Origin of the sequence: Lysinibacillus sp. NPDC093197 (assembly GCF_044754025.1) — a bacterium.
Taxonomy (GTDB): Bacteria; Bacillota; Bacilli; order Bacillales_A; family Planococcaceae; genus Lysinibacillus.
The window spans coordinates 74,357-96,564 of sequence record NZ_JBIVOH010000002.1 but is presented as its reverse complement, the minus strand read 5'-3'; the positions used below and the strand labels follow the sequence as shown (position 1 = coordinate 96,564).

Below are 22,208 nucleotides of genomic sequence, written 5' to 3'. Positions count from 1 at the left end.
AAAATAAGGGTAAGGAATAATATAAAAATAACTTTATGAGTCGAAGAGTACTTATAAAAGCACGTAGGCATAGGAATTTTTTTCGATGGCAGAGAATTTAAACAAAGAGGTTCAACACTTTAAACTGTAAATAAAAAAGCTGCCATTGAAGGCTGCTTTTTAAAAATTTAAATCGGCTGAATAATTTCTACTCGATTACCAAAAGGGTCTCTAAATTCAAAGCGCTCAAAATTAGGAATTGGAACAGAATCAAGGATTTCGATATGATGCTCTGTTAATACTTTTTTCCAATATGCTACATCCTCTACTTGATAGGCAATATGCGCTTTCGTTGTTAGTCGATCAAAGCCGTCTTCTGTGCCAACATGTACTTCGTGATGACCAACTTGTAGCCAAAATCCACCACGCCCTTTAAGAGATTGTGGTTTCTCTATTTCTTTGAGCCCTAACACATGGCAATAAAAAACTTTCCCTTGCTCCTCGGTACCTTTTGGAATCGTTAATTGTACGTGATGTAATCCGACAATCATAGTAATCCTCCTCACTCATTCTTCATATAACTATATATTTCTACAAATTACTTAAAATACCTTTTCTGATTAGTAGATTGTTTTATTATTATGTTGTCAATTAGTCTTTAAAAATTACTCAACGTGTAACTTTGTACAGAAAAACTACTATATCTTCACAAAAGTTATACTTTTCAGAAAAATATATGTTATAGTAGGAAACATAATTGAATATTGTGTAAGAGTTGGTGCCAAATGAAAGTTTGGCTTAAAAGGGAAGTCGGTGTAAATCCGACGCTGTCCCGCAACTGTAAATCGGAGCAAATCACATATGCCACTGGGGAACTGGGAAGGCTGTGAGGCGTGTTGATGAGAAGCCAGGAGACCTGCCAATGTCTAGTACACACCAAATAACCTACGTGGAAATAGGTGGTGAGATGTGACCGAATCGGCACTGTGCGACTAACGAATATATACGATAATTAATATATTATCGTATCGCCTCGTCATAGCTAATTTAGATAGACAATAACTACCATTTTCCTAAAAAGGAAGATGGTTTTTTTTATTTTAAACCAGAGGAGAGAAGGAATATGACGTATACAACGACTGTAATAGGCTACCCATACATAGGGGAAGAGCGTGAATGGAAAAAGGCATTAGAGGCATTTTGGAAAAATGAACTTACAGAAGTAGATTTCTTACAAAAAATTAAAGAAATTCGTCTTGCACGTATCGACAAGCAGCTTCGTAGCGGTATAGATATTGTCACAGTTGGGGATTTCACACTATATGACAGAATGCTTGATACAGCGATGATGTTTGGCTTAGTGCCAAAGCGCTTCGGCTGGCAAGGTGGAAAGATTGACTTACAAACGTATTACGCGGTAGCACGTGGAAATAAAGAAGCTGTTGCGAGTGAAATGACAAAATGGTTTAATACAAATTATCATTACATTGTCCCTGAATATGAAGGTCAAGCTCTGCAACTAACAGACAATAAAATACTTGCAGATTTCCTTGAGGTTAAAGAAGTATATGGCATTACTGCAAAGCCAACGCTAATCGGGCCATATACATTTTGCAAGCTAACAAAAGGTTACGATAAAGTAACACAAGTTGCGTTTATTTTAGCACTACTACCACTGTATGCGCAGATTATTCAAGAGCTAGTAACAGCCGGTGCTGACTGGATTCAATTAGAGGAGCCTGCATTAGTCACATCATTAGATGAGGCAGAGGTAAAACTTGTGCAAGAAATATATACACAATTAGCAGCCGCTGTACCAGAGGCTAATATTATGTTACAAACCTATTTTGAATCGTTATCAGCTTATAACACACTAATTGAACTCCCTGTACAAGGATTTGGCTTAGATTTTGTTCATGGCTATACGAAAAATATGGAGGCGCTACGTCAATTTGGCTTTCCACATGATAAAGTATTGGCGGTAGGAATTGTTAATGGACGAGATATTTGGAGGGCAAATTTAGCAGAGGTAAGTACAACAGTTAGGGCAATTGAACAGCTGACTAGTGCACAAGAGCTGTGGGTTCAATCGTCATGTAGCTTACAGCATGTGCCGATTTCGACCGCACTTGAAACAAAATTAGAGCCTGTCTTAAAAAATGCGCTTGCATTTGCTGATGAAAAATTAGCAGAAATATCAGAGGTGGCTAAGTATTTAAAAGAAAAAAATCATACGTCCAATCATACTATCTCTGAGAGCATGAAAGCAATTGAAGCATTAAAAAAACACCCCGTACGAAATAATCAGGCTGTTCAACAAGAAGTACAAACGGTGTCGACAGAGGATTTTGAACGTCAAAATGATTTTAATGCGCGTCAGATTATACAACAACAGTCACTGCAGCTACCACTATTCCCAACGACTACGATTGGTAGCTTCCCTCAATCTGATGAAGTGAAGCGCACACGTAATGCATGGCGTAAAAAACAGCTTTCAGATGAAGCATATGCTGACTTTGTCGCACAAGAAACGAAACGATGGATTGCCATTCAAGAAGATTTAGATATTGATGTACTCGTGCATGGTGAATTCGAGCGTACGGATATGGTGGAATACTTTGGTGAAAAGCTAACAGGCTTCGCTTTTACAGAAAAAGCTTGGGTCGTTTCGTACGGCTCTCGTTGTGTAAAACCACCGATTATTTACGGTGATGTTGCATGGGAAGCGCCGATGACAGTGAAAGAAACTGCCTATGCACAAAGTTTAACAAATCGATATGTGAAAGGGATGTTAACAGGTCCTGTTACGATTTTGAACTGGTCATTTGTACGTGACGATATCGCGCGAAAAGATGTGACCTATCAAATTGCACTTGCACTAAGGAAAGAGGTTGAAGCATTAGAAGCGGCTGGCATTTCTATTATTCAAGTCGATGAACCTGCATTGCGTGAAGGCTTGCCTTTACGTAAAGAACATTGGGGCGCATATTTAGATTGGACAGTGAATGCTTTTAAGCTCGCTACGGCTAGTGTAAAGGATGAAACACAAATTCATACACATATGTGTTACTGTGAGTTCAATGATTTTATTGAACCAATTAGTGCATTGGATGCCGACGTTATATCTATAGAGACGTCACGCAGTCATGGAGAGCTAATTGCATCACTGCAAATAAACCCATATAAAAAAGGGATTGGATTAGGTGTTTATGATATTCATAGTCCTCGTGTGCCGAGCGAACAAGAAATGTTAAGTATCATGCAAGATAGCCTACAAGTATTATCGACAAATCAATTTTGGATCAACCCAGATTGTGGTCTGAAAACGAGAAAAGAACCTGAAACAGTTGCAGCGCTCGCTCATATGGTTGCTGCTGCCAAAACATTACGTCAACAAGTACAGCAATCCACCTATTGATTGTAAATAAAAAATATAGAAATAGAAAACGTTGAGTTAATAACCCCCTGAGAGACGAAAATTCTCAGGGGTTTTGTCTGTATATGGGACAGTACGGTCTTGTTTCGATAATTAATTAAAAGCAATTTTAGTAGAGTTAACTGAAAATTTTAAAATGAATCAGCAAAATCAAGGTTGTAAAGATAAGGATTATAAATGACCATTCGGCAATAAATCACTTTACGAAGTTTTGAATGTTTTTACGGATATATGCAAGGTTTGTAGTACACTAATAAGGTTTACTTCAGTAAAATAAGGTATATTATATTTGGTGAATAGATTCTTCTTTAAGGATAAGAAAAGTAGGTGAACAAAGTGGGGAAATATCAATTGGATACTAAAGGTAAGGTAGCTGTGGCAAAGTATCATGAAAAAAACAAGCCTGCCAAATTTGATAAAAAGCAGCAAATTGAAAAAATACGTGCAGAGTATTTAAAAAAGAAGCAAGATCAAACAGAAAAATAATAGAAATGAAAACATAGGGAGACTTAATTTATTATAGGTAAACGGCGCTTGAAGTCTTTTCGAAAAAGGATTAAAGTTTTATTCTATAAACTAAAACCTATAGTAGGGATATCGTCAAAAAATGCGGATTTACAACATTCAGAAATATGTATAACCGTTGATAGTGCAACATCGTTCCAAATACAACGAAAGCATTGCTATGACTGACTTTTGGAGAATGTGCATAAAAACTTGTATAAATAATGTTCCCAAGTAAAGCCACGAAACGTTGATGGTACAACATTCGTGGCTTTTTCATGTGCTCCAAACTTTCATCGGGGAACGTTATTTTGTATAGGTATTTCTGTAGATAATAAATAAAAATTAATCATATGTAATAAAGTCTGATAATTTGTAATAAAGTCCAATAATTAGTAAAAAACGTGTGATATAATTGCAGTGACAAGATGGGTAATGAAACTTCCACTAATGGGCCATTGAATTGAATACCATCTACACAAGACCTTCGATCCAACAAAGACTTCAGATAAAGAAAACATGGGAATCTCAAATCATTTCGTGTTATGAAACAGGATGAAAACAATAAAAAGTTTAAAGGAGAGAAATAAAAATGAGTGTAGAAATTTATAATGGAGAACGTTCTGAAGAAAGTATTCAATTTGAAAAATGGATAACTTTGCAAGGTAATAAAAAAAGTTTTTCTAGTATTGAAAACACCGAAAATTTCCTTAAACAAAGGGGAACTGAAAATACTAAGCCCTATATTATTGGGAATGATGTTACATTTTTAAGTGATGTGCAGGAGCGAACATTCGAGGGCATGCAAGTCTTTACATTAAATGGCCAAAAGTCCTCGAAACAAAAAGTTATTCTTTATATACACGGAGGTGCTTGGACGAGTCAACCTTTAAATTTACACTGGTTGTTCATGGATAATATGGCACAATCTTTAGATGCAAAAATTATTGCTCCTATTTATCCTAAAGTACCTCATTTTAACTATAAGGATACCTATCCGAAAATCCTCAACCTATATAAAGAAATTCTTGAAACTGTTGAAAGTATTAATCAATTGACTATCATGGGCGATTCGGCTGGCGGAAATATCTCACTTGGTCTGGCCCATCTTTTAAAGATGGAAAATCTACCTCAACCGAAAGATATAATTTTATTATCTGCATGTGTTGATATGAGTTTGGGCAATCCTCTTATACCTGAATATGATGAAAAGGATCCTCTGTTAGCTCGTGAAGGAATGGAAGTAATTACAAAGATATGGGCAGCTGATAAAAGTGTAACTGACCCATTAATTAGCCCAATTTACGGTGACTTTAAAGGACTTGGGAAGATCACTCATTTTATTGGAACACACGAGGCTTTATATCCAGATGGCATGATATTTGATGAAAAACTAACAGAACAAGGAATTGAAATCAATACTTTTGTTTATCCTCAAATGATTCATGTGTTTGTTGTTATGCCAACCCCTGAAGCCAAAGATGCACAACAGAAAATTATTAATATAATTAGTAACTAAGTGTTTTCTTTTAGTCATGGAACAGTTGTTTTATATTTAAATAGTGACAGGTTAGCAGGCAATAGGTAGAAATCACAAACTTAATATTCAACATTCGAGCGCGATTACAAGAATCAGCGCTCTTTTTCATTAAAGGGCAATATACTTGAATAAGTTCTAAAACCATTATTGGATATTTATGTAATAGAGGTATTTGTAGAGTTTGGGAATGATGTGAATCACCGTATTTCATATTTAATAGGTGGGTTTCAAGTAGGTAATAAATCTGAAGCTGTTTAAAGTAAATATCCCGGGGTATTCAAAATATGTAACAGGATAAAGTTAGTGCAAGCTCGAAAAAGCCTTGTGGAACTTTTTATCCTTGCGATTTACTAATTAAACAAAATAGGAGATGATTTTTGATGGGAAACTCACATCTAACCGACCCACGTAAGAAATTTCATACGGAAAAATTCCCGGATCAAGAACAGGGTACTCCAGCGCTACAGAATGAAATGAAACCCAAACCTGACTGCGGTGAAGAATCATATAAAGGATACAATCGCCTGGAAGGGCGCAATGCCTTGATTACTGGAGGCGATTCTGGGATTGGCCGTGCCGTCGCCATTGCCTATGCACGCGAAGGAGCAAATGTGGCGATCCAATTCTTCCCTGGTGAAGAGAAGGATGCCAACGAAGTTAAAGAGTTAATAGAAAAAGCTGGAGGCAAAGCATTGCTGCTACCGTATGACTTGCGGGAAGATGGTACAGCGACAGAGATTGTTACAAAAACAGTGGAAGCTTTTGGCGGATTGGACCTGCTAGTATTGAATGCTGCGCAACAAATCGCACAGCCAACCTTAAGTGACTTAACAATCAAACAAGTGCAAGACACTTTCAAAGTAAACATTATCAGCATATTTGAGTCCGTAAAAGCTGCAGAAGAACATCTGGAACCAGGAAGTGCGATTATTACCACTACATCGGTTCAATCTTTCGATCCATCCTCATCTTTAATGGATTATGCCGCTACAAAAGGTGCGATAAGCAACTTTATGGTATCCCTGTCCTCGTACTTTGCTTCTAAGGGTGTGCGTGTCAATGGTGTCGCGCCAGGTCCAATTTGGACGCCATTGCAGTTGGATAATGGAAAATTGGAAGGAGAAATTCCTGCGTTTGGCCAAAATACGCCACTCGGTCGTGCGGGACAGCCAGTAGAGCTTGCGCCGGTGTATGTTCTTCTGGCCTCTGATGAAGGAAGTTATATTACCGGTCAGATTTATGGGGTGACAGGTGGCAAGCCGATAGACTTGTAATCTTAAGTATGTGACAAATAGAAAAACTCCATCGAAATCAGTGATGATTCACTGATTTCTCCTTTAAGACGGCACGGGAACTCATAATAGATAATGAAAACGTAATAAATGATATGCCTCCTACAGTTGATGTTTTGCGTTTTAACTGTAGGAGGCAACTAGATGCTTCAACAGTAGAAGAATGATAAGAAAAAAAGACTCTATTCCATTAAATGGGAATCGAGTCTATTAATTATACCGATTAGCACCAATGTGTTGCCACATACAGTCGACACGCTGAGAGGCTGTCGCGTGATTAAAAATCGTTATATGAATCTTAGCCTCTCTGTTATTTTCATGTAATACTTTAAATGGCTAGTTTTATTTATTTAATTCCTTATATAAAACGTATTTTAAAGCAGAAATTTCATCTTCAGACAGTTTTCCTTCAATTTCAGATAATACTTCATCCTTATTAATTGAACCGTTTTGCGCTTGTTCCTGAATTTCAAGTAAACGATTAACGCCCACTTTTTTAATTAACACACGTGTCGCTTCTTCCTTAGTTTGGAAGGGAAGAGTATCCGGATTTGTAGTTGCTGCCTCGCTTACAATTTCTTGAACCTTCGAATCGTTCTCGATATAAGATTTAACTTCTTCTAAATTTGCATCATCTAAATTAGATTCCACTTTTTCAATTATTTTTTCGGAAGCGATATTTGTCCCAAAATGCCATACAGCATAGCCAGCTGCTCCGATTAAAACAAAAATTATTGCGGTAATTGTTAAAAATTTTTTCATCGACTCACTCCTGACACTTTGAATATAGCACAACTTTTAAAAAACCACGAAGAAAAGATGTTTTCTATAATTGGATTAATTACAATTATTTGTGAACCCAAACAAAGCAAATAAGTTTTTGGCATAATTATTTATTGCAGGTATATTTCGAATTAAAAGCTAGTCTGATTTTTTTCAGACTAGCTTTTGACTTCCTTATGCAGCTTGAAAAATAAGAAGAGCACACCGATTTCTACAATAAGCGGGACAAAAATCATATTCAAATGGAAGAAAAGTATACTTATTAAAATAGCTAGACAAATAAAAATTGAACTATATCGATAATTTTTCGATTGATAAAAAAATGAATATGGTAATAAATGAGCACCGTAAATAATTGCATAAACAGGTAACACCCACATCGGTGCTTTTATTAATAGAAGAATACAAATAATTAAATATAAAATTTGATTGTTTGTTGCAATTAATAGTCCATTAATCAAAGGGTTTTCTTTATAAAATAAATCAACTTTTAATATTTTGGCACAAACAATTGAAACAGGAAATAGCAAGGCACCGCAAGATAAAATGCCAATGTTTTTGATCATTAAATCTAAAGGTAGCAATGTGATTGTTGTAATAACACCCCAAATAAATATGGAGGCCATGATAAAAGGAAGACCCTTCTTTTGTTTCTGAGCAATATCATTTAATAGTACTTGTAAGCTAGTGTCGAGGTTCATTTTACGTCTCCTTAGTTTTCTAGCGAGCTATTTAAACTATCCGCTATTTTTTTGTTTTCATATTTTGAGAAAAAATAAAATCCGATAATATGGCCAATTAACGTTATTGCTAAAATTAGCAACAAATAATGTTTGATAAATCCAAATACTTCCACCGAAAATAGATATACACTTCCTACACCACTGAAAAAATTCAAAAGAGTACTAATCGTAATTTTTGAGGTTACTTTTAATGTAGAATAGTTCCACAAGTAAGGATAAGCAATACCAAAAACAATACCCATTAACACGCTAATACAAATTAAATTCCACATATAATGAAAGTTGACCGTTTCTTCGTGAAGATTAAAAATTGTCATTAATAAGACAATCAAAATCAACCCTAAAAATGAAGTGGACAAAAAGCTGTTTTTTAAATCTTTTATCATATCAATTTCTCCTTAATGGATTTTGCATAATGTCTACTGACAATATATTTATGTTGTTGTTTTGTAATAACTTCTAATCTTGCATGACTGCCAGAAGCAAACGAGTGTATTTGATTCAAATTTAATATCATCGAATTGTTAATTCTAACTAGTCTAAATGATTCCAAGTAAGCTAATTCTTTTAAAATTTTGTTTAGCAATAGCTCTGTACCATCTACTAAAAGATTTTAGTAAAATGACCGGATGCTTCCATTGCTTCGATATCATTGAGTTCAATCATAATCTGGCGATTTGTTTTGAAATCTGTTGCGCTTAATGTAATAGGTTGTGAAAAATGCTGTTCAAATGTTAAAAGCAATTCTTTATTCGATGGATTACTAATAATGTCAATTTCAGAAATTGATTGTTTGTTTTTCCAAATATAGTTGAATTTCATATGTTCTCCTTCCTGTTTTTATCGTAACAACACTTTTTAGTACTTACGATAATTTTTCGTTTTGTTGCAAAAAAAATAGGCTTTGTTACAAATTAATTCAGTGAATGGAAAGCTCGCGTCTTCCCACCATCAATACACGGTGCAAAAAACGGTGAAACTGAAATTCGCTGCATTCACAAGAAGTCTGGATACAACTCAATGAAGCCGTTAGTATTTAAAGATAGAATGCTATCACTCTCTTTTTTGTAAAAAAAGAAATGTGAATATATTTCATTAAAATGTATTTATTGGAAAATTAGCGCCGTTACATTAAATATTAGTAATCTATTCGGATAGTGTCAATGTACACAAAGCTTTATGGTATAATAATAAAAACGGAATAATAAGATAGAGGTACAAATCGGAATACCGATTTGTTTAAAAGGGAAGATCGGTGAAATTCCGACGCTGTCCCGCAACTGTAAATGGGAGCACATTTCAGAAAAACCACTGTTACGTATTGTAATGGGAAGGTGAAACGTGTGATGAACATAAGCCAGGAGACCTGCCTTTATCTAGTACAACCAAAAAACCTACGAGGATAGGGGGTGTTGAGTGTGACTAGAGAATTTCTTCTGCATGCTCATAGTACGACGATCGTCAAGAGGGTAGCTTCTATGCGTAATAGCAAGCTTTTTCCGTCATGGCAATCGACGTATTATGTCGTGTATTTGTCATAGTAGGCATCTTTCTAAAGAAGGAAAGATGTTTTTTTATGCTAAAAATGAAGGAGTGTTCCACATGAATCCACAAGTTATCGAGTACTATGAAAATCTTTTTAAATATGAAATTATGCAAAAACAGTTTGATGGGGCTAGAAAAACGTTAGCAGAGCTTGTCGAATATTTTTTTGGGCAAGATGAAGCGCACCATTCAGACATTTATACAGCTTATTGTAATGTAAGAAAAGAATTAATCGGATAAAAATAACGGATGGCTACTTAACGCAACCTGATTTTAGGGATGCTAAGTAGCCTTTTTTATATTTAAAGATAGTCATGTATAGAATTTTTAATATTTCTCTAGGACTTCATTCTTATTTCACTTTTATCTTATATAATAAATTTGCTTTTATTATAATAGATTGGGGAACAAGAGATGAAAAATGCAACTTATTCAAGTTTTTGGCGAATGCATTTTTATGCTGCATTATTTATTACACCACTTCTCATCACACTGACATTAAGTGGTATAGGGTATTTGTTCTATACGAATGTAGAAAATCATTTATATGAAGACTACTTCTTTGGAGAAAGTGGAAAAACAGAAGCTTTAACAATTGATGAAGGTGTTCAACAAGCGGAAGCGGCATTTGCTGGCTATACGACGACTAAAATTATCGAATTAGAAGAACCTTACAATACACGATTAACGATGACTAATGCAGAAGGTGTTCAACGATATTTATTTTTAGATAAAAATAATCAAATCGTTGGTCACCAAGATCCAATATACACTTTTGCAAATGCAATAAGAAGTTTGCACAGCTCCTTATTTTTAGGTGGAACTGTTGTCAATTATTTAGTAGAATTGGCTGCTTGCTGGGCAATCTTTTTACTACTCTCCGGTCTATATATGACTTTTAAAGGAAAAGTATTAAAGAAAACGAAGCAAGCGAATAAACGACAAAAAAATAGAAGATGGCATGCCCTTATCGGTACGATTATTACGATTCCGATGATTGTTATTATATTCACAGGATTGCCATGGTCTGCTTTTATGGGGAACATGATTTATAATGCATCACAAGCAAATCCGTCATTTGGTACGCCATTATTACAACAACAACCGCCTACCTCAGATGTAAGCGAAATTCCTTGGGCGACACGTAAGGAAGAGGCCCCTTCTTCATCCAAACATGCGCATCATGGAATGGGTGTAACAAGTATAAGCAAGAATCCAAATCAAGTAAAAGTGGAAAACTTGCAACAACAAATTGAAGCAAATGATATTTCAAAGCCATACGCCATTGTTTATCCGACTAGTGATGACGGAGTATTTACGGTAGCAAAATCAAGTAATACAGGTGTAACAGGACTAGATGTTAGTCCCTATGATGAAACGACGATCTACTTTGACCAATATAGTGGGAAATTTATTTCAAAAGTTAGCTATGACGACTATGGTATTTTAGCGAAATGGTTTACATGGGGAATTCCATTACATGAAGGTCACTTATTTGGCTGGCCTAATAAGTTACTAAACTTACTTGTTTGTGTAGCATTTTTAGGCGTTATTTTCTGGGGATTCTATACGTGGTTGTTGCGCAAGAAAAAAGGTTTACTGTCAGCACCACCTCAATTATCTCAAAAAATATCGATTCCTTTTATCGTTATTATTATTATTTTAGGTGTCATTATGCCGTTATTTGGCATTTCTTTAATCATTGTCGCATTGCTTGAACTCGTGATGAAAATAAAGCGTAAAAATAAACCAGTAGTAAATGATATGAATTAAAACTCAAATTGTAGATAGTATGCTTGGATTAGTCCTAGCATACTATTTTTTTATTTGTTAAGCATTTTATCTTTAAAATGGTTGCACAGTGACATGAAAATATTTGATAAGGGGTTTGCACGTATAACAATAGTGTTGCGTGGGCAAGAATGGTAATTGAGGAAGGATAAAGTTTGCAAATTTCGCAAATGAACAAAGAACCGAGAAAAATCACTTGAAGGGGAGTCAAAAAAATGACTAAAAGATTCAGTATTATCGCGCCCATTCTTTTAACAGTAACATTAACGCTATCAGGGTGTAATTTCCTAAATAAACAAACGGAACAAAAGGAAGAGCAAACACAACAAGAAACGAAAAAAGATACGAAAGAAGCAGTTCAAATTACAGAAATAAAGCCATTAAACATAATGACATTACAAGTAACTTTTTCTGAACCATTATCCGAAGAAGATGTAAAAGTAGAAAATTTAGACGTAATAAAAAAAGACTTTTCATTCAATCATGAATTAAGTATCGTCAATGTCCCTCGATTAAAAATAGGGGCTAAAAGTACGTATATAGTGCCAGTCACTATTCAAAAGGCGGGAACTAACTACACACTAAGATACAAAGGTGGAGAAACGACTGCCTTTGATGCCAGCGATGATTTAATAAATGTTAGCCAAGCGAAACAAGTTACAAATGATACGTTTGAAATTGAATCATTTAAAGATGAAGGTGTAACAGATTATTCAAATATTATTGAGGCATATAAAGAGGCTAGAGGTGACCTTTCGTTCCAAGTGAATGATGACAATAAGGACGAAAAAGGCAAGCAGTATCAGGTCATTTCTTCATTGCGTGATCGTGTCGTTACACTGACAGCAGGGAATGGAGAGAAAATACAGGCAAATTATGTACTGTTTACACAAGCGGCAGATGGAAGACAGGCACCAAAATTCCGCTTACCGGAAGGAAAAGCATTAAAGTCGGGAACGGAATATACGGTAACAGCTGACTGGGCAGTACTTAAAAATCCAACGTTTTCGGCAACTGAAATAGCACCTTTAACGATTAAGTCGCTCGAACCAATCGATGCAACTTCATTCGAAGTTACGCTCGACAAAGACCCAGGAATGGAATTATTTGCAGGTCGCAGTGTAGAATTACAGGCTGAAGATGGTTCAAAATTACAAGCTCAATATCGGTATTCATCTCGTAAAGGGGCTGTCGGTATTTTTGATGTAAAAGACGCAACATTAAAGTCAGGTGGTACTTATAAAGTATTACCAATCAACAATTGGGCAACGGCCGATAATGTAACTTTAACAGCGAAGTAAAAGTTGAGAAGCCAGTAGTGAATCGTTTCGCTACTGGCTTTTTTTATGGTTTATTTTAAGCTTAAAGAGTTGTATTAACCTTTTTCTTTAACGTAAGATAGTTCTACATACATTTAGCAAGGGGTTAGATAATGAAAGCATTAGTATTTGAAACATTTGGCGGTCCAGAGGTATTACAATATAAAGAGATAGCAGATCCTGTCATTACAGCTAACGAAATATTAGTACGAACGAAGGCGGTTGGATTAAATTTTGCTGATATTTACCGACGAAAAGGTAATTACCATTTAGCAGGTCAGCCTCCTTTTATTTTAGGCTATGAGGGTGCCGGTATCGTAGAAAAGGTCGGTTCAAATATTTACAATATCCAAGAAGGTGACCGTATCGCATTTGCGGATGTTCCATTTGCGAATGCAGAGTTCGTGGCAGTTCCACTAGATAAGGTAATTTTATTACCAGATGAAATTTCTTTTGAAATGGCGGCTGCGATATTATTACAAGGTTTAACTGCGCAATATTTAGTGACAGATAGCTATGCTATTCAACCAGGTGATACGGTTCTAATTCACGCAGCAGCAGGTGGTGTAGGTCAAAACTTAATCCAGATGGCTAAGTTAAAAGGGGCTAACGTAATTGGTCTCACATCTTCTAAAGAAAAAGCAGAAGTAGCAATGGCCATCGGTGCGGACCATGTCTTTTTATATAAAGAGCAGTGGGTGCAAAAAGTGAAGGAGCATACTGGCGGTCAAGGAGTTCATGTCGTATACGAATCAGTAGGTTCTACACTGCAAGATAGTTTAGAAGCAACAAAAGTTGGTGGAACTGTCGTGTTTTTTGGTATGTCAGGAGGAGATCCTGTGGCGGTGGATCCACGTATGTTAATGGATACTTCGAAAACATTAACCGGAGGAGACCTTTGGAATGTCTTAACATCTTTTGAGGAAAGAAAAATCCGTTCACAACAACTATTTGAATGGATTACAGATGGAAAGATAAAAATGCACGAGCCGACTATTTTTGCCCTGAAAGATGGTGCAAAGGCACATGATTTGTTGGAAAGTCGTAAAAGTGTCGGGAAAATTTTATTACAACCATAAGCAATGCAGATGGAGGATGGCAGCACACCTCCTCTGCATTTTATTGTGCCAACATTTTATTTGCTAGTTTGAATCGGATGATTTAGTCTAATAGTCTTTATCCAACTACTTAATAATGATACGATAAAATAGAATATAAACAATTGAGGTGAGATAATCTCATGTTTCTAGATAAATTGAAGCATCAATTACAGCAAAATCAGCATTTATTTATAGGAGAGGAGACAGCTTTTCGTTCAGCCGTTTTAATACCATTAGTTCAAGTGAATGGCGAATGGCATATTCTTTTTGAAGTGCGTTCATTTACGATGAGAAAACAGCCTGGCGATATTAGTTTTCCAGGTGGAAGAATTGATGCCACCGATGCATCACCATTGGCAGCCGCTTTACGAGAAACGTACGAGGAATTAGGAATCGATCCGAAAACGGTTCAAGTTATAGGGCAATTAAGTCCGTATATCGCATCATCCTCATTTGTTACCTATCCATTCGTGGCAATTGTTGATTTCAATCAAATTATTCATGCTTATAACAAAGATGAAGTTGAAGAAGTGTTTACAGTACCAATCAATTGGTTATTACATCATGAACCATATATGCATTTAGTATCTATTGAACCAGTGCCTTCTTTAGACTTTCCTTTTGATAAAATTGTTAACGGGGCACAGTATAACTGGAGAACACGATCAATGGAAGAATGGTTTTATGATTATGAACAATATACCATTTGGGGGTTAACTGCTAGAATTTTAAAACATTTTATAGCAATGATTAAATAATCGTTTAAAACACCTTCGAGTTATCCTCACAAAGCAATACTGCAAAATAGCTGCTTACACAATAATTAAAAAGAAGCGTATGATTTTCACAGCTGGCAACTAACTATGAAAATCATACGCTATTCTTTATTTCGTACAACTATAAATTCTATAATCTAAAATTCCATCATATTTTAAATTCATGTCAATGTGTTGTTCCATGACCTCATAAAGTTCAGGTTCGATATTTTGTGAATGCTGAAATTCAGGTGTTGAAGAAAGCGATTGATTTTTGCGTATTCGAATTGTTTGAAATCCAGCATTGTTCAATAGAGCAACCCAATCTTTTTTCATTAATAATGTATCGAAGCCATAAAATTGTTCAATTTCCTTCTTACTCTTTTCGTCTAACAATTGATTAATCGTGAATTCTATTGCAATGAATCGACCACCGTTTTTCAATAAACGATAAATTTCATCGAGAGCTTTAGACTTGTTGACAAAGGAAAGAACAGATTCAGAAATAATTAAATCAAATTGCTCATTGCGTAAAGGAATATCTTCAATTGACGCTTCTATGATTGTGACTGGTAGGCGACGTTTCTTCATACGATTTTGGGCTTTAGCTACCATGATTGAATTACGATCAATACCAGTAACAGCGGCTTTATATTGAGAAGCTAAAAAGGCAGCTGTTTGGCCTGTACCACAGCCAACATCTAATATTTGAGAAGTGCTTCTAATATGTTCAGCCCTTAATAGTTCCTTTGTTAGTGCTATACCACCAGGATGTGCCCCCCCTACACCAAATTTGGACAAAAAGTCTAGATATTTGGATTTATGAATTTCTAACACCTTCTTTATTGTTCTTATTTGTATAATATGAAAATAAAAATAGTATGGTTCCTAGAAGGACATAGGACGGACTATATGATAAAAAGCAAAATACAACGTAGCATTTAGTAATTTCAATATGTTTACGTAGCACTCATTTATACTATTAATTTTTATAAACATCTTCAAAAGTCTAAACGAAAAAAAAATCCAGACGTATAATATATAAACGTTTTTGTATAGGAGGTGAATTGATGCCATATTATTCGCCGAATCCTAGAAGGAGGCCAGTACCACGAAGATATAGACAAAGTTATAATCCTATGATTCAAAGTATGCGTCCACAACCTAGCTCGTTCAATAATCAACAACCTCGAAATTCTCGGTTTGGAAACTTAGCAGAAAATTTCAGCGCAATGAAGGGCCACGCAGACACTATTACGAGTGGGGTTAATATGCTTAGGCAAATGGGGTCATTATTAAGTCTATTTAGATAGTTATTTGTAGATGAGGGATTCAGTAAAGGGCAGATTGCAATGTATTACACAAATAAAGAGGATATAACGTTTAGTTTAGCAGCGTATATTCTCTTTTTTTTCATAAGATTTTGCGCATCAACTGGACAGGTTCTCAACGAATGTCTTATTATTAATCAATTGGTAATTGAACAAAATGATTGATTGTAATAGGTTAAAATTAAAGAGGGGTGTCGTTGATGACAAAAATGAAAACAAATCCTAAAGTTGATGAGTTTTTAAGTAAAGCTAAAACGTGGAAAGCAGAATATGAAGCATTGAGAAAATTAATTCTTGATAGTGGACTGACAGAAGAATTTAAGTGGATGCACCCTTGTTATACTTTAGAGAATAAGAACATTGTATTAATACATGGATTTAAAGAATATTGTGCACTGCTGTTCCATAAAGGTGCGTTGTTAAAGGATACGAAAGGAATTCTTATTCAACAAACAGAAAATGTACAAGCGGCACGCCAAATTCGCTTTACGAATGTCCAGCAAATTATTGAAATGGAAAGCGATATAAAAGCTTATATTAAACAAGCCATAGAAGTTGAAAAAGCAGGTTTGGAAGTGGAGTTTAAAAAGAATACCGATTTCGATATACCAGAAGAACTACAAGCTAAATTTAACGAGCTCCCTGCTTTAAAACTAGCATTTGAAGCATTAACGCCTGGACGACAAAGAGCCTACATTTATTATTTTTCTCAGGCGAAGCAAGCCAAAACTCGCGTGTCTAGGATTGAAAAATATACACAGCAAATTCTTGATGGTAAAGGTTTAAATGATTAATATGGATTAACTTTAGCTCAAATAAAATGCTGGGATATAACTTGGAAACCACCGGTAGAAGCCCGCGAATCGCCAGTAAGATAGGGGAAATCGCCGGTAAAAGCCCGTGAATCGCCGGAAACATTCGGAAATAGTCCATTAATGTTCGCAGCAAAAAAAGTGTTAGATTGATCGCAGTCAATCTAACACTTTTTCTTTTTTTGCTTCTTTTTGATTTCAATACTTTACGAAACCATTATTGTTTATCTAGACAAGCTATTTTCAATTATAGAGCGATTTTTTTCTTTAAAGATTTCATTATGAGAAGATACGACCGCATTACGATGAGCAGTCGGTTCTAAATACGTTTTAATTGAGTTGACAGCATTAGCAGCATCTTGGAATGTTCCTAGTAGAAGATGTATTTTCCCTTCGAAAGATAAAATATCACCTGCTGCGAAAATACCTGGTTGGGCTGTTTCACCAGTTGCTTTTCCTTCAAAATAATAGTCGTCTTTTTTAGGGATTGAGATTGCCTCGTCAAATGCAAGAGATGCTTCACGGTTATAGCCATGACTTACTATGACTTCATCCACTTGGCGTGTGTAGCTTTGCTTTGTTTGAGAATTTTCGCATGTGACAAATTCAATAGCTGTTTTAGCTGTATTTGCCGTTAACTTTGTAATTGTTGTGTTACATTCAATTTGAACGCCAGCATCTAGCGCTTCTTGAATCGTCGCTTCATGGGCAGAGAGCGTATCCTTACGATAGACAACAGTTATGTTTTTAGCGATAGGGCTAAGCTCCACTGCCCAGTCAATTGCAGCATTACCGCCACCAGAAATAATAATGTCCTTATCGACAAAACGCTTATATGATTGGACAGTATAGTGCAAATTAGCCATTTCGTATTTTTCAGCACCTTCTAGCGTCAGTTTTTGAGGATTAATAATGCCCCCACCAACAGCTAAAAGAATCGTTTTTGAATAATGTTTTTCTCCTTGTGCTGTATGTAAAACAAACATTTCATCTAGACGTTCGATAAAGTCAACCTTTGTGCTCGTTAGTATTGTTGGATCGAATGTTTTAGCTTGCGCAATTAATTGTTTAACAAACTGTCCGCCTAAAATAGGAGGGTGCCCACCAATATCCCAAATTAACTTTTCCGGATAAAGTAACACCTTACCACCTAACTGTTCCTGGCTCTCTATCAATTTTGTTTTTAGGCCTCTTAACCCGCTATAAAAAGCACTATATAAGCCCGCAGGCCCACCGCCTATAATCGTCACATCATATAAATCTTGCATTTATATCGTCACATCCTTGAAAAATATTAAAAAGTATTTGACAAATCCTTAGTGGAAAACTAGACTAGCTTTAGTGATAATGATTATCAATGTCGCTTTCGATGTTATCATATCATGTGTATTAGTAAAAAGAAAGAGAGGGCATGTTTTGCGTTTACAAATTGAATCGATCCGTGTTGGATATGAGAACAAAACCATAGTGCATGACTTATCATTACAAATTCCAGATGGAAAAATAACTACAATTATTGGTTCCAATGGTTGTGGTAAATCTACGCTGTTAAAGGCAATTACAAGAATTCTTAAGCATGAGAGTGGGCATGTCATTTTAGACGGTCAAAATATTTCAAAAATGCATACGAAAGATTTGGCAAAAGAGCTAGCTATTTTGCCACAAAGTCCTGAAAGTGCGCACGGTTTAACGGTAGAGGAGCTCGTGTCCTACGGTCGATTTCCATATCAAAAGGGCTTCGGCAATCTATCTCAAAAAGATAAAGATGTCATTGATTGGTCCCTCAAGGTAACAAAAACAGATGCTTTTCGTCAGCATGCAGTAGATGCGTTGTCTGGTGGACAACGTCAGCGCGTATGGATTGCGATGGCATTAGCACAGGAAACCGATATCATTTTTTTAGATGAGCCAACAACTTATTTAGATATGGCACATCAATTAGAGGTTTTAGAATTATTAAGCAAGCTAAACGAAGATGAAGGTCGCACAATTGTTATGGTGCTCCATGATTTAAATCAAGCAGCCCGTTTTTCTGATTATATTGTAGCGCTTTCACAAGGAGAGCTTGTGAAATTTGGTACAGCAGAGGAAGTCATTGTGCCTGAAGTATTACAAAAAGTGTTTCATATTGATGCAGTCATTGGAAAAGATCCACGAACAGACAAACCAATGTGCATTACATACAACTTATTACAAACAACTTAAAGGGGATATATAAATGAAAAAGTGGCTTTTACCAATGTTTATGATTGTCGTGCTTGTACTTGCAGCGTGCGGCAACAAAGAAGACAATTCAAAGAAAGAAGATGAAGGCGCAAACGAGTCATCATCAGCGGAAACAATTACTTATCAATCTGAAACAGGTCCTATTGAAGTACCAGCGAATCCTAAACGTGTAGTCGTATTATCATCATTTGTTGGGGATTTATTGCAACTTGGCGTAAATGTTGTAGGGATAGATTCATGGGCTGCAGATAATCCAAACTTTAAAGATGCTATTAAAGATGCAGTAGTCGTTGAAAATACAGATATTGAAAAAATTATTGAACTAGATCCAGATTTAATCATTGGTTTAAATGGTATTGAAAATGCAGATAAACTAGCTGAAATTGCACCAACTGTCTTATTTACGTATGGTAAAGTCGATTATTTACAGCAATTTATCGAAATCGGTAAAGTCGTAAATAAAGAAGATGAAGCAACGAAATGGGTAGCAGATTTTAAAGAACGCGCTGCTAAAGCAGGGTCAGAAATTAAAGCAAAAATCGGTGAAAATGCAACAGTTACGGTAGCAGAAATGTTTAATAAACAAATGTATGTCTATGGCGATAATTGGGGCCGTGGAACAGAAATTTTATATCAAGAAATGGGCTTAAATATGGCTGAAAAAGTGAAAGAGGATGCACTAAAACCAGGTTATTTCGCTATTTCTACTGAAGTTTTAAATGAATATGCTGGGGACTATGTGATTTTTAGTACGTTTAATGGCGAAGAGACTACTATTGAAAATGCTGGTTGGTATAAAGATTTAGATGCTGTGAAGAATGGTCATTTATTTGAAGTAAATGGTAACGCATTTTACTTTAACGATCCTATCACATTAGAATATCAACTAAAATTCTTTAAAGAAAAGTTTTTACAATAATTTCAGTAGAGAGTAGCGAAGGAAAATGACAAAGTTTCGGCATTTCCCGTTTTGGCTTCAAGTGTTATTATCACTGCTCGTGTTAGCAGTAATAGTAACAATCTCGCTATGTATTGGTGCTGCGAATACGAGTATTCAAGATGTTTATCAAGCAATTGTCGGACAAGAGGGCGGCAAGCATTATGCGATTTTACGTGAAATCCGATTTCCACGTATAATTGCAGCTATTTTTGTTGGTAGTGCACTTGCAGTTGCTGGCGCAATTATGCAGGGCGTCACAAGAAATGCTTTAGCAGATCCAGGGCTTCTTGGACTTACAGCAGGTGCAAATGCTGCTTTAGCCTTAACGATGGCATTACTACCGAATTCCTCGTATTATATACTAATTTTTGCATGCTTCATTGGTGCGGGAATTGGGATGATTATTGTTTATAGTATCGGTGCATCAACAAAAGGTGGCTTTTCTCCATTGAAGCTAGTTTTAGCTGGTGCAGCGGTATCGGCTCTTTTACAAGCGGTTGCTGATGGTACGGGTATATTATTTAAAATTGCAAAAGATGTATCAATGTGGACAAGTGGGGGGTTAATCGGCACAACGTGGCACGCTTTAATCATCGTACCTGTTATTGTAATCGGATTAGTTATTGCGTTTATATTCAGTCGCCAGCTAACGATTTTAAGTTTAAATGAAGAGGTAGCTGTAGGTTTAGGTCAGAAAACAACAGTGATTAAAGGGATTATGATGTTCGTAGTTGTAATACTTGCGGGCTCCGCTGTAGCCCTTGTAGGAAATTTAGCATTTGTTGGTTTAATGGTGCCGCATATTGTACGTGCTTTAGTAGGTACGGATTATCGTTTCGTGTTGCCGATGAGTGCGCTAATAGGTGGCTTATTAATGGTAGCTGCAGATTTGTTAGCTCGTATAGTGAATGCTCCTTACGAAACGCCTGTCGTAGCCATTATTTCAATTATCGGCCTTCCATTCTTCTTATTACTTGTACGTAAGGGAGGTCGTCAATTTGCTTAAAATTGCACAAAAAAAACAACGAACTTGGCTGGTTATTTGGCTAGTGCTAACATTTATTATTTTTGTAATGGGCATTTCACTGGGCGCTGCCTCGGTGTCCATTGATCGGATCCTTCCTATCCTACTAGGTGATGGTACTTTTAAAGAATCCTTTGTAATGTTTTCTGTCCGTCTGCCAAGGCTCTTTATCCTCGCAGCAGCAGGCATGGCTTTAGCATTGGCAGGAGCTGTATTACAGGGGGTAACACGTAATGATTTAGCGGACCCTGGTATTATTGGTATCAATGCTGGTGCAGGGGTGGGAATCACTATTTTTTATTTATTTGTCCATGGTGATTTACCAAACTTTGCGTACATATTGCCAGTAGTAGGATTTTTCAGTGCTATAATAACGGCACTTAGTATTTACTTTTTTTCATATAAGCGCAATCAAGGTGTTCAACCTGTAAAGCTAATTTTAATCGGGGTAGGTGTGGCATCTGCATTATCGGGTGTGATGATGCTGTTAATTTCCTCGGCTGAGCGCTCAGATGTACAGTTTATCGCACAATGGCTTGCAGGAAGTGTATGGGGAACTGATTGGCCATTCCTATGGGCATTAATACCATGGCTAGTCGTATGTATTCCGTTTATTTTTTATAAAGCAAATGTTTTAAATGTGCTAGCAATGACTGAGCAATCAGCAATTGGGTTAGGCGTGAATATTGCTAAAGAGCGACTACAATTATTAATGGTCGCTGTTGCCCTTGCTGCTGCTGCTGTATCTGTCACAGGAGGCATTGCATTTATCGGCTTAATGGCACCACATATTGCAAAGCAGCTTGTTGGACCACGCTATCAATTCTTTTTACCAATAACATTATGTATTGGTGCTTGCTTATTAATGCTAGCTGATACAATAGGGCGCGTGGCCATTTCAACTGCCACTGTGCCTGCAGGCATCGTTGTAGCATGTATCGGTGCACCGTATTTTTTATATTTATTAAGAAAAAACGACTGAATGGCTCGCGCCGTTCAGTTTTTTTTGTTCGGAAAGATTGGTCAAAAATAGAAATGTAGCAAATTTCAACCTAGACAAACGGTGTAATTTAATATATAGTTAGCTA

The 22,208-nt window shown here is 36.1% G+C and carries 21 protein-coding genes, 1 pseudogene and 2 riboswitches; of the genes and pseudogenes, 14 read left to right on the top strand and 8 right to left on the bottom strand.

The features are described 5' to 3' along the window. Nucleotides 1-167: 167 nt before the first annotated feature. Nucleotides 168-530, bottom strand: coding sequence for a VOC family protein (locus tag ACIP9G_RS06360; protein ID WP_401018370.1), 363 nt, complete (start codon nt 528-530; stop codon nt 168-170). A gap of 208 nt (nt 531-738) precedes the next feature. Continuing rightward, a riboswitch (cobalamin riboswitch) is annotated at nt 739-917 on the top strand. A 185-nt stretch (nt 918-1,102) separates the two neighbouring features. On the opposite strand from ACIP9G_RS06360, the gene metE reads away from it, so the two are divergent. The 4 genes from metE to ACIP9G_RS06340 all read left to right on the top strand — a co-directional run bounded on the left by metE (nt 1,103) and on the right by ACIP9G_RS06340 (nt 6,733). Next, nucleotides 1,103-3,397, top strand: a complete 2,295-nt coding sequence (metE, locus tag ACIP9G_RS06355; RefSeq protein WP_401018368.1) for a 5-methyltetrahydropteroyltriglutamate--homocysteine S-methyltransferase — start codon at nt 1,103-1,105, stop codon at nt 3,395-3,397. 354 nt (nt 3,398-3,751) lie between these two features. Further along, a complete protein-coding gene (locus ACIP9G_RS06350) occupies nt 3,752-3,901 on the top strand; it encodes a hypothetical protein (protein ID WP_401018366.1) in 150 nt (49 codons plus the stop codon). A 610-nt stretch (nt 3,902-4,511) separates the two neighbouring features. Beyond that, nucleotides 4,512-5,438, top strand: coding sequence for an alpha/beta hydrolase fold domain-containing protein (locus ACIP9G_RS06345; protein ID WP_401018364.1), 927 nt, complete (start codon nt 4,512-4,514; stop codon nt 5,436-5,438). A 401-nt stretch (nt 5,439-5,839) separates the two neighbouring features. Continuing rightward, nucleotides 5,840-6,733 carry an SDR family oxidoreductase gene (locus tag ACIP9G_RS06340; RefSeq protein WP_401018363.1) on the top strand — a complete coding sequence of 298 codons (894 nt, stop codon included), beginning with the start codon at nt 5,840-5,842 and terminating at the stop codon, nt 6,731-6,733. Nucleotides 6,734-7,093: 360 nt separating this feature from the next. Here ACIP9G_RS06340 and ACIP9G_RS06335 read toward each other — a convergent pair whose 3' ends face one another. From ACIP9G_RS06335 to ACIP9G_RS06315, 5 genes and pseudogenes are all read right to left on the bottom strand, one after another. Continuing rightward, nucleotides 7,094-7,513: a hypothetical protein gene (locus tag ACIP9G_RS06335; RefSeq protein ID WP_401018362.1), complete on the bottom strand. Its 420-nt coding sequence runs from the start codon at nt 7,511-7,513 to the stop codon at nt 7,094-7,096. 179 nt (nt 7,514-7,692) lie between these two features. After that, complete coding sequence (locus tag ACIP9G_RS06330) at nt 7,693-8,235, bottom strand: DUF7010 family protein (protein WP_401018360.1); 543 nt, start codon at nt 8,233-8,235, stop codon at nt 7,693-7,695. An 11-nt stretch (nt 8,236-8,246) separates the two neighbouring features. After that, the gene (locus ACIP9G_RS06325; protein ID WP_401018358.1) at nt 8,247-8,663 is read right to left on the bottom strand and encodes a hypothetical protein; all 417 of its coding nucleotides are present in this window, start codon (nt 8,661-8,663) and stop codon (nt 8,247-8,249) included. Then, nucleotides 8,660-8,866 (bottom strand): annotated as a pseudogene (locus tag ACIP9G_RS06320) (LytTR family transcriptional regulator DNA-binding domain-containing protein); the annotation flags it as partial. The gene ACIP9G_RS06325 and the pseudogene ACIP9G_RS06320, both read right to left, overlap by 4 nt. Before the next feature lie 14 nt (nt 8,867-8,880). After that, nucleotides 8,881-9,099 carry a hypothetical protein gene (locus ACIP9G_RS06315; protein ID WP_401018357.1) on the bottom strand — a complete coding sequence of 73 codons (219 nt, stop codon included), beginning with the start codon at nt 9,097-9,099 and terminating at the stop codon, nt 8,881-8,883. Between the two features lie 374 nt (nt 9,100-9,473). Continuing rightward, a riboswitch (cobalamin riboswitch) is annotated at nt 9,474-9,665 on the top strand. Between the two features lie 214 nt (nt 9,666-9,879). On the opposite strand from ACIP9G_RS06315, the gene ACIP9G_RS06310 reads away from it, so the two are divergent. From ACIP9G_RS06310 to ACIP9G_RS06290, 5 genes are all read left to right on the top strand, one after another. Beyond that, a complete protein-coding gene (locus ACIP9G_RS06310; RefSeq protein WP_401018355.1) occupies nt 9,880-10,062 on the top strand; it encodes a hypothetical protein in 183 nt (60 codons plus the stop codon). A gap of 174 nt (nt 10,063-10,236) precedes the next feature. Then, nucleotides 10,237-11,595, top strand: a complete 1,359-nt coding sequence (locus tag ACIP9G_RS06305; protein WP_401018354.1) for a PepSY-associated TM helix domain-containing protein — start codon at nt 10,237-10,239, stop codon at nt 11,593-11,595. Between the two features lie 233 nt (nt 11,596-11,828). Then, nucleotides 11,829-12,914: a hypothetical protein gene (locus ACIP9G_RS06300; RefSeq protein ID WP_401018352.1), complete on the top strand. Its 1,086-nt coding sequence runs from the start codon at nt 11,829-11,831 to the stop codon at nt 12,912-12,914. 131 nt (nt 12,915-13,045) lie between these two features. Next, a complete protein-coding gene (locus ACIP9G_RS06295; RefSeq protein WP_401018350.1) occupies nt 13,046-14,011 on the top strand; it encodes a quinone oxidoreductase family protein in 966 nt (321 codons plus the stop codon). Nucleotides 14,012-14,172: 161 nt separating this feature from the next. Beyond that, nucleotides 14,173-14,790, top strand: coding sequence for an NUDIX hydrolase (locus ACIP9G_RS06290; protein WP_401018349.1), 618 nt, complete (start codon nt 14,173-14,175; stop codon nt 14,788-14,790). A gap of 126 nt (nt 14,791-14,916) precedes the next feature. Here the strand turns inward: ACIP9G_RS06290 and ACIP9G_RS06285 are convergent, their stop codons facing one another. Next, complete coding sequence (locus ACIP9G_RS06285; protein WP_401018347.1) at nt 14,917-15,624, bottom strand: class I SAM-dependent methyltransferase; 708 nt, start codon at nt 15,622-15,624, stop codon at nt 14,917-14,919. A 694-nt stretch (nt 15,625-16,318) separates the two neighbouring features. Between ACIP9G_RS06285 and ACIP9G_RS06280 the strand changes: the two genes are divergently transcribed. After that, nucleotides 16,319-16,912: a YdeI/OmpD-associated family protein gene (locus ACIP9G_RS06280; protein ID WP_401018346.1), complete on the top strand. Its 594-nt coding sequence runs from the start codon at nt 16,319-16,321 to the stop codon at nt 16,910-16,912. A 242-nt stretch (nt 16,913-17,154) separates the two neighbouring features. Here the strand turns inward: ACIP9G_RS06280 and ACIP9G_RS06275 are convergent, their stop codons facing one another. Then, nucleotides 17,155-18,198, bottom strand: a complete 1,044-nt coding sequence (locus ACIP9G_RS06275) for an NAD(P)/FAD-dependent oxidoreductase (protein WP_401018344.1) — start codon at nt 18,196-18,198, stop codon at nt 17,155-17,157. A gap of 148 nt (nt 18,199-18,346) precedes the next feature. Here ACIP9G_RS06275 and ACIP9G_RS06270 point away from each other — a divergent pair, with 148 nt between their 5' ends. Genes ACIP9G_RS06270 through ACIP9G_RS06255 form a run of 4 tightly spaced genes read left to right on the top strand, consistent with a single transcriptional unit; the run spans nt 18,347 to nt 22,102 of the window. Continuing rightward, complete coding sequence (locus ACIP9G_RS06270) at nt 18,347-19,135, top strand: ABC transporter ATP-binding protein (protein WP_401018342.1); 789 nt, start codon at nt 18,347-18,349, stop codon at nt 19,133-19,135. Nucleotides 19,136-19,148: 13 nt separating this feature from the next. Continuing rightward, nucleotides 19,149-20,075, top strand: coding sequence for an iron-hydroxamate ABC transporter substrate-binding protein (locus tag ACIP9G_RS06265; protein ID WP_401018340.1), 927 nt, complete (start codon nt 19,149-19,151; stop codon nt 20,073-20,075). Nucleotides 20,076-20,100: 25 nt separating this feature from the next. Beyond that, on the top strand, nt 20,101-21,102 hold the full coding sequence (locus ACIP9G_RS06260) for a FecCD family ABC transporter permease (RefSeq protein ID WP_401018339.1): 1,002 nt from the start codon (nt 20,101-20,103) through the stop codon (nt 21,100-21,102). Continuing rightward, nucleotides 21,095-22,102, top strand: a complete 1,008-nt coding sequence (locus tag ACIP9G_RS06255; protein ID WP_401018338.1) for a FecCD family ABC transporter permease — start codon at nt 21,095-21,097, stop codon at nt 22,100-22,102. The genes ACIP9G_RS06260 and ACIP9G_RS06255 overlap by 8 nt, the downstream gene beginning before the upstream one ends. The last annotated feature ends 106 nt before the right edge of the window (nt 22,103-22,208 follow it).

Bases quoted from the DNA above. Each gene is read 5' to 3' on its own strand.
- ACIP9G_RS06275 (WP_401018344.1), bottom strand. From the start codon at position 18,198: ATGCAAGATTTATATGATGTGACGATTATAGGCGGTGGGCCTGCGGGC.
- ACIP9G_RS06260 (WP_401018339.1), top strand. From the start codon at position 20,101: ATGACAAAGTTTCGGCATTTCCCGTTTTGGCTTCAAGTGTTATTATCA.
- ACIP9G_RS06325 (WP_401018358.1), bottom strand. From the start codon at position 8,663: ATGATAAAAGATTTAAAAAACAGCTTTTTGTCCACTTCATTTTTAGGG.
- ACIP9G_RS06305 (WP_401018354.1), top strand. From the start codon at position 10,237: ATGAAAAATGCAACTTATTCAAGTTTTTGGCGAATGCATTTTTATGCT.
- ACIP9G_RS06330 (WP_401018360.1), bottom strand. From the start codon at position 8,235: ATGAACCTCGACACTAGCTTACAAGTACTATTAAATGATATTGCTCAG.
- ACIP9G_RS06315 (WP_401018357.1), bottom strand. From the start codon at position 9,099: ATGAAATTCAACTATATTTGGAAAAACAAACAATCAATTTCTGAAATT.
- ACIP9G_RS06265 (WP_401018340.1), top strand. From the start codon at position 19,149: ATGAAAAAGTGGCTTTTACCAATGTTTATGATTGTCGTGCTTGTACTT.
- metE (WP_401018368.1), top strand. From the start codon at position 1,103: ATGACGTATACAACGACTGTAATAGGCTACCCATACATAGGGGAAGAG.
- ACIP9G_RS06280 (WP_401018346.1), top strand. From the start codon at position 16,319: ATGACAAAAATGAAAACAAATCCTAAAGTTGATGAGTTTTTAAGTAAA.
- ACIP9G_RS06360 (WP_401018370.1), bottom strand. From the start codon at position 530: ATGATTGTCGGATTACATCACGTACAATTAACGATTCCAAAAGGTACC.
- ACIP9G_RS06300 (WP_401018352.1), top strand. From the start codon at position 11,829: ATGACTAAAAGATTCAGTATTATCGCGCCCATTCTTTTAACAGTAACA.
- ACIP9G_RS06345 (WP_401018364.1), top strand. From the start codon at position 4,512: ATGAGTGTAGAAATTTATAATGGAGAACGTTCTGAAGAAAGTATTCAA.
- ACIP9G_RS06335 (WP_401018362.1), bottom strand. From the start codon at position 7,513: ATGAAAAAATTTTTAACAATTACCGCAATAATTTTTGTTTTAATCGGA.
- ACIP9G_RS06340 (WP_401018363.1), top strand. From the start codon at position 5,840: ATGGGAAACTCACATCTAACCGACCCACGTAAGAAATTTCATACGGAA.
- ACIP9G_RS06310 (WP_401018355.1), top strand. From the start codon at position 9,880: ATGAATCCACAAGTTATCGAGTACTATGAAAATCTTTTTAAATATGAA.
- ACIP9G_RS06290 (WP_401018349.1), top strand. From the start codon at position 14,173: ATGTTTCTAGATAAATTGAAGCATCAATTACAGCAAAATCAGCATTTA.
- ACIP9G_RS06295 (WP_401018350.1), top strand. From the start codon at position 13,046: ATGAAAGCATTAGTATTTGAAACATTTGGCGGTCCAGAGGTATTACAA.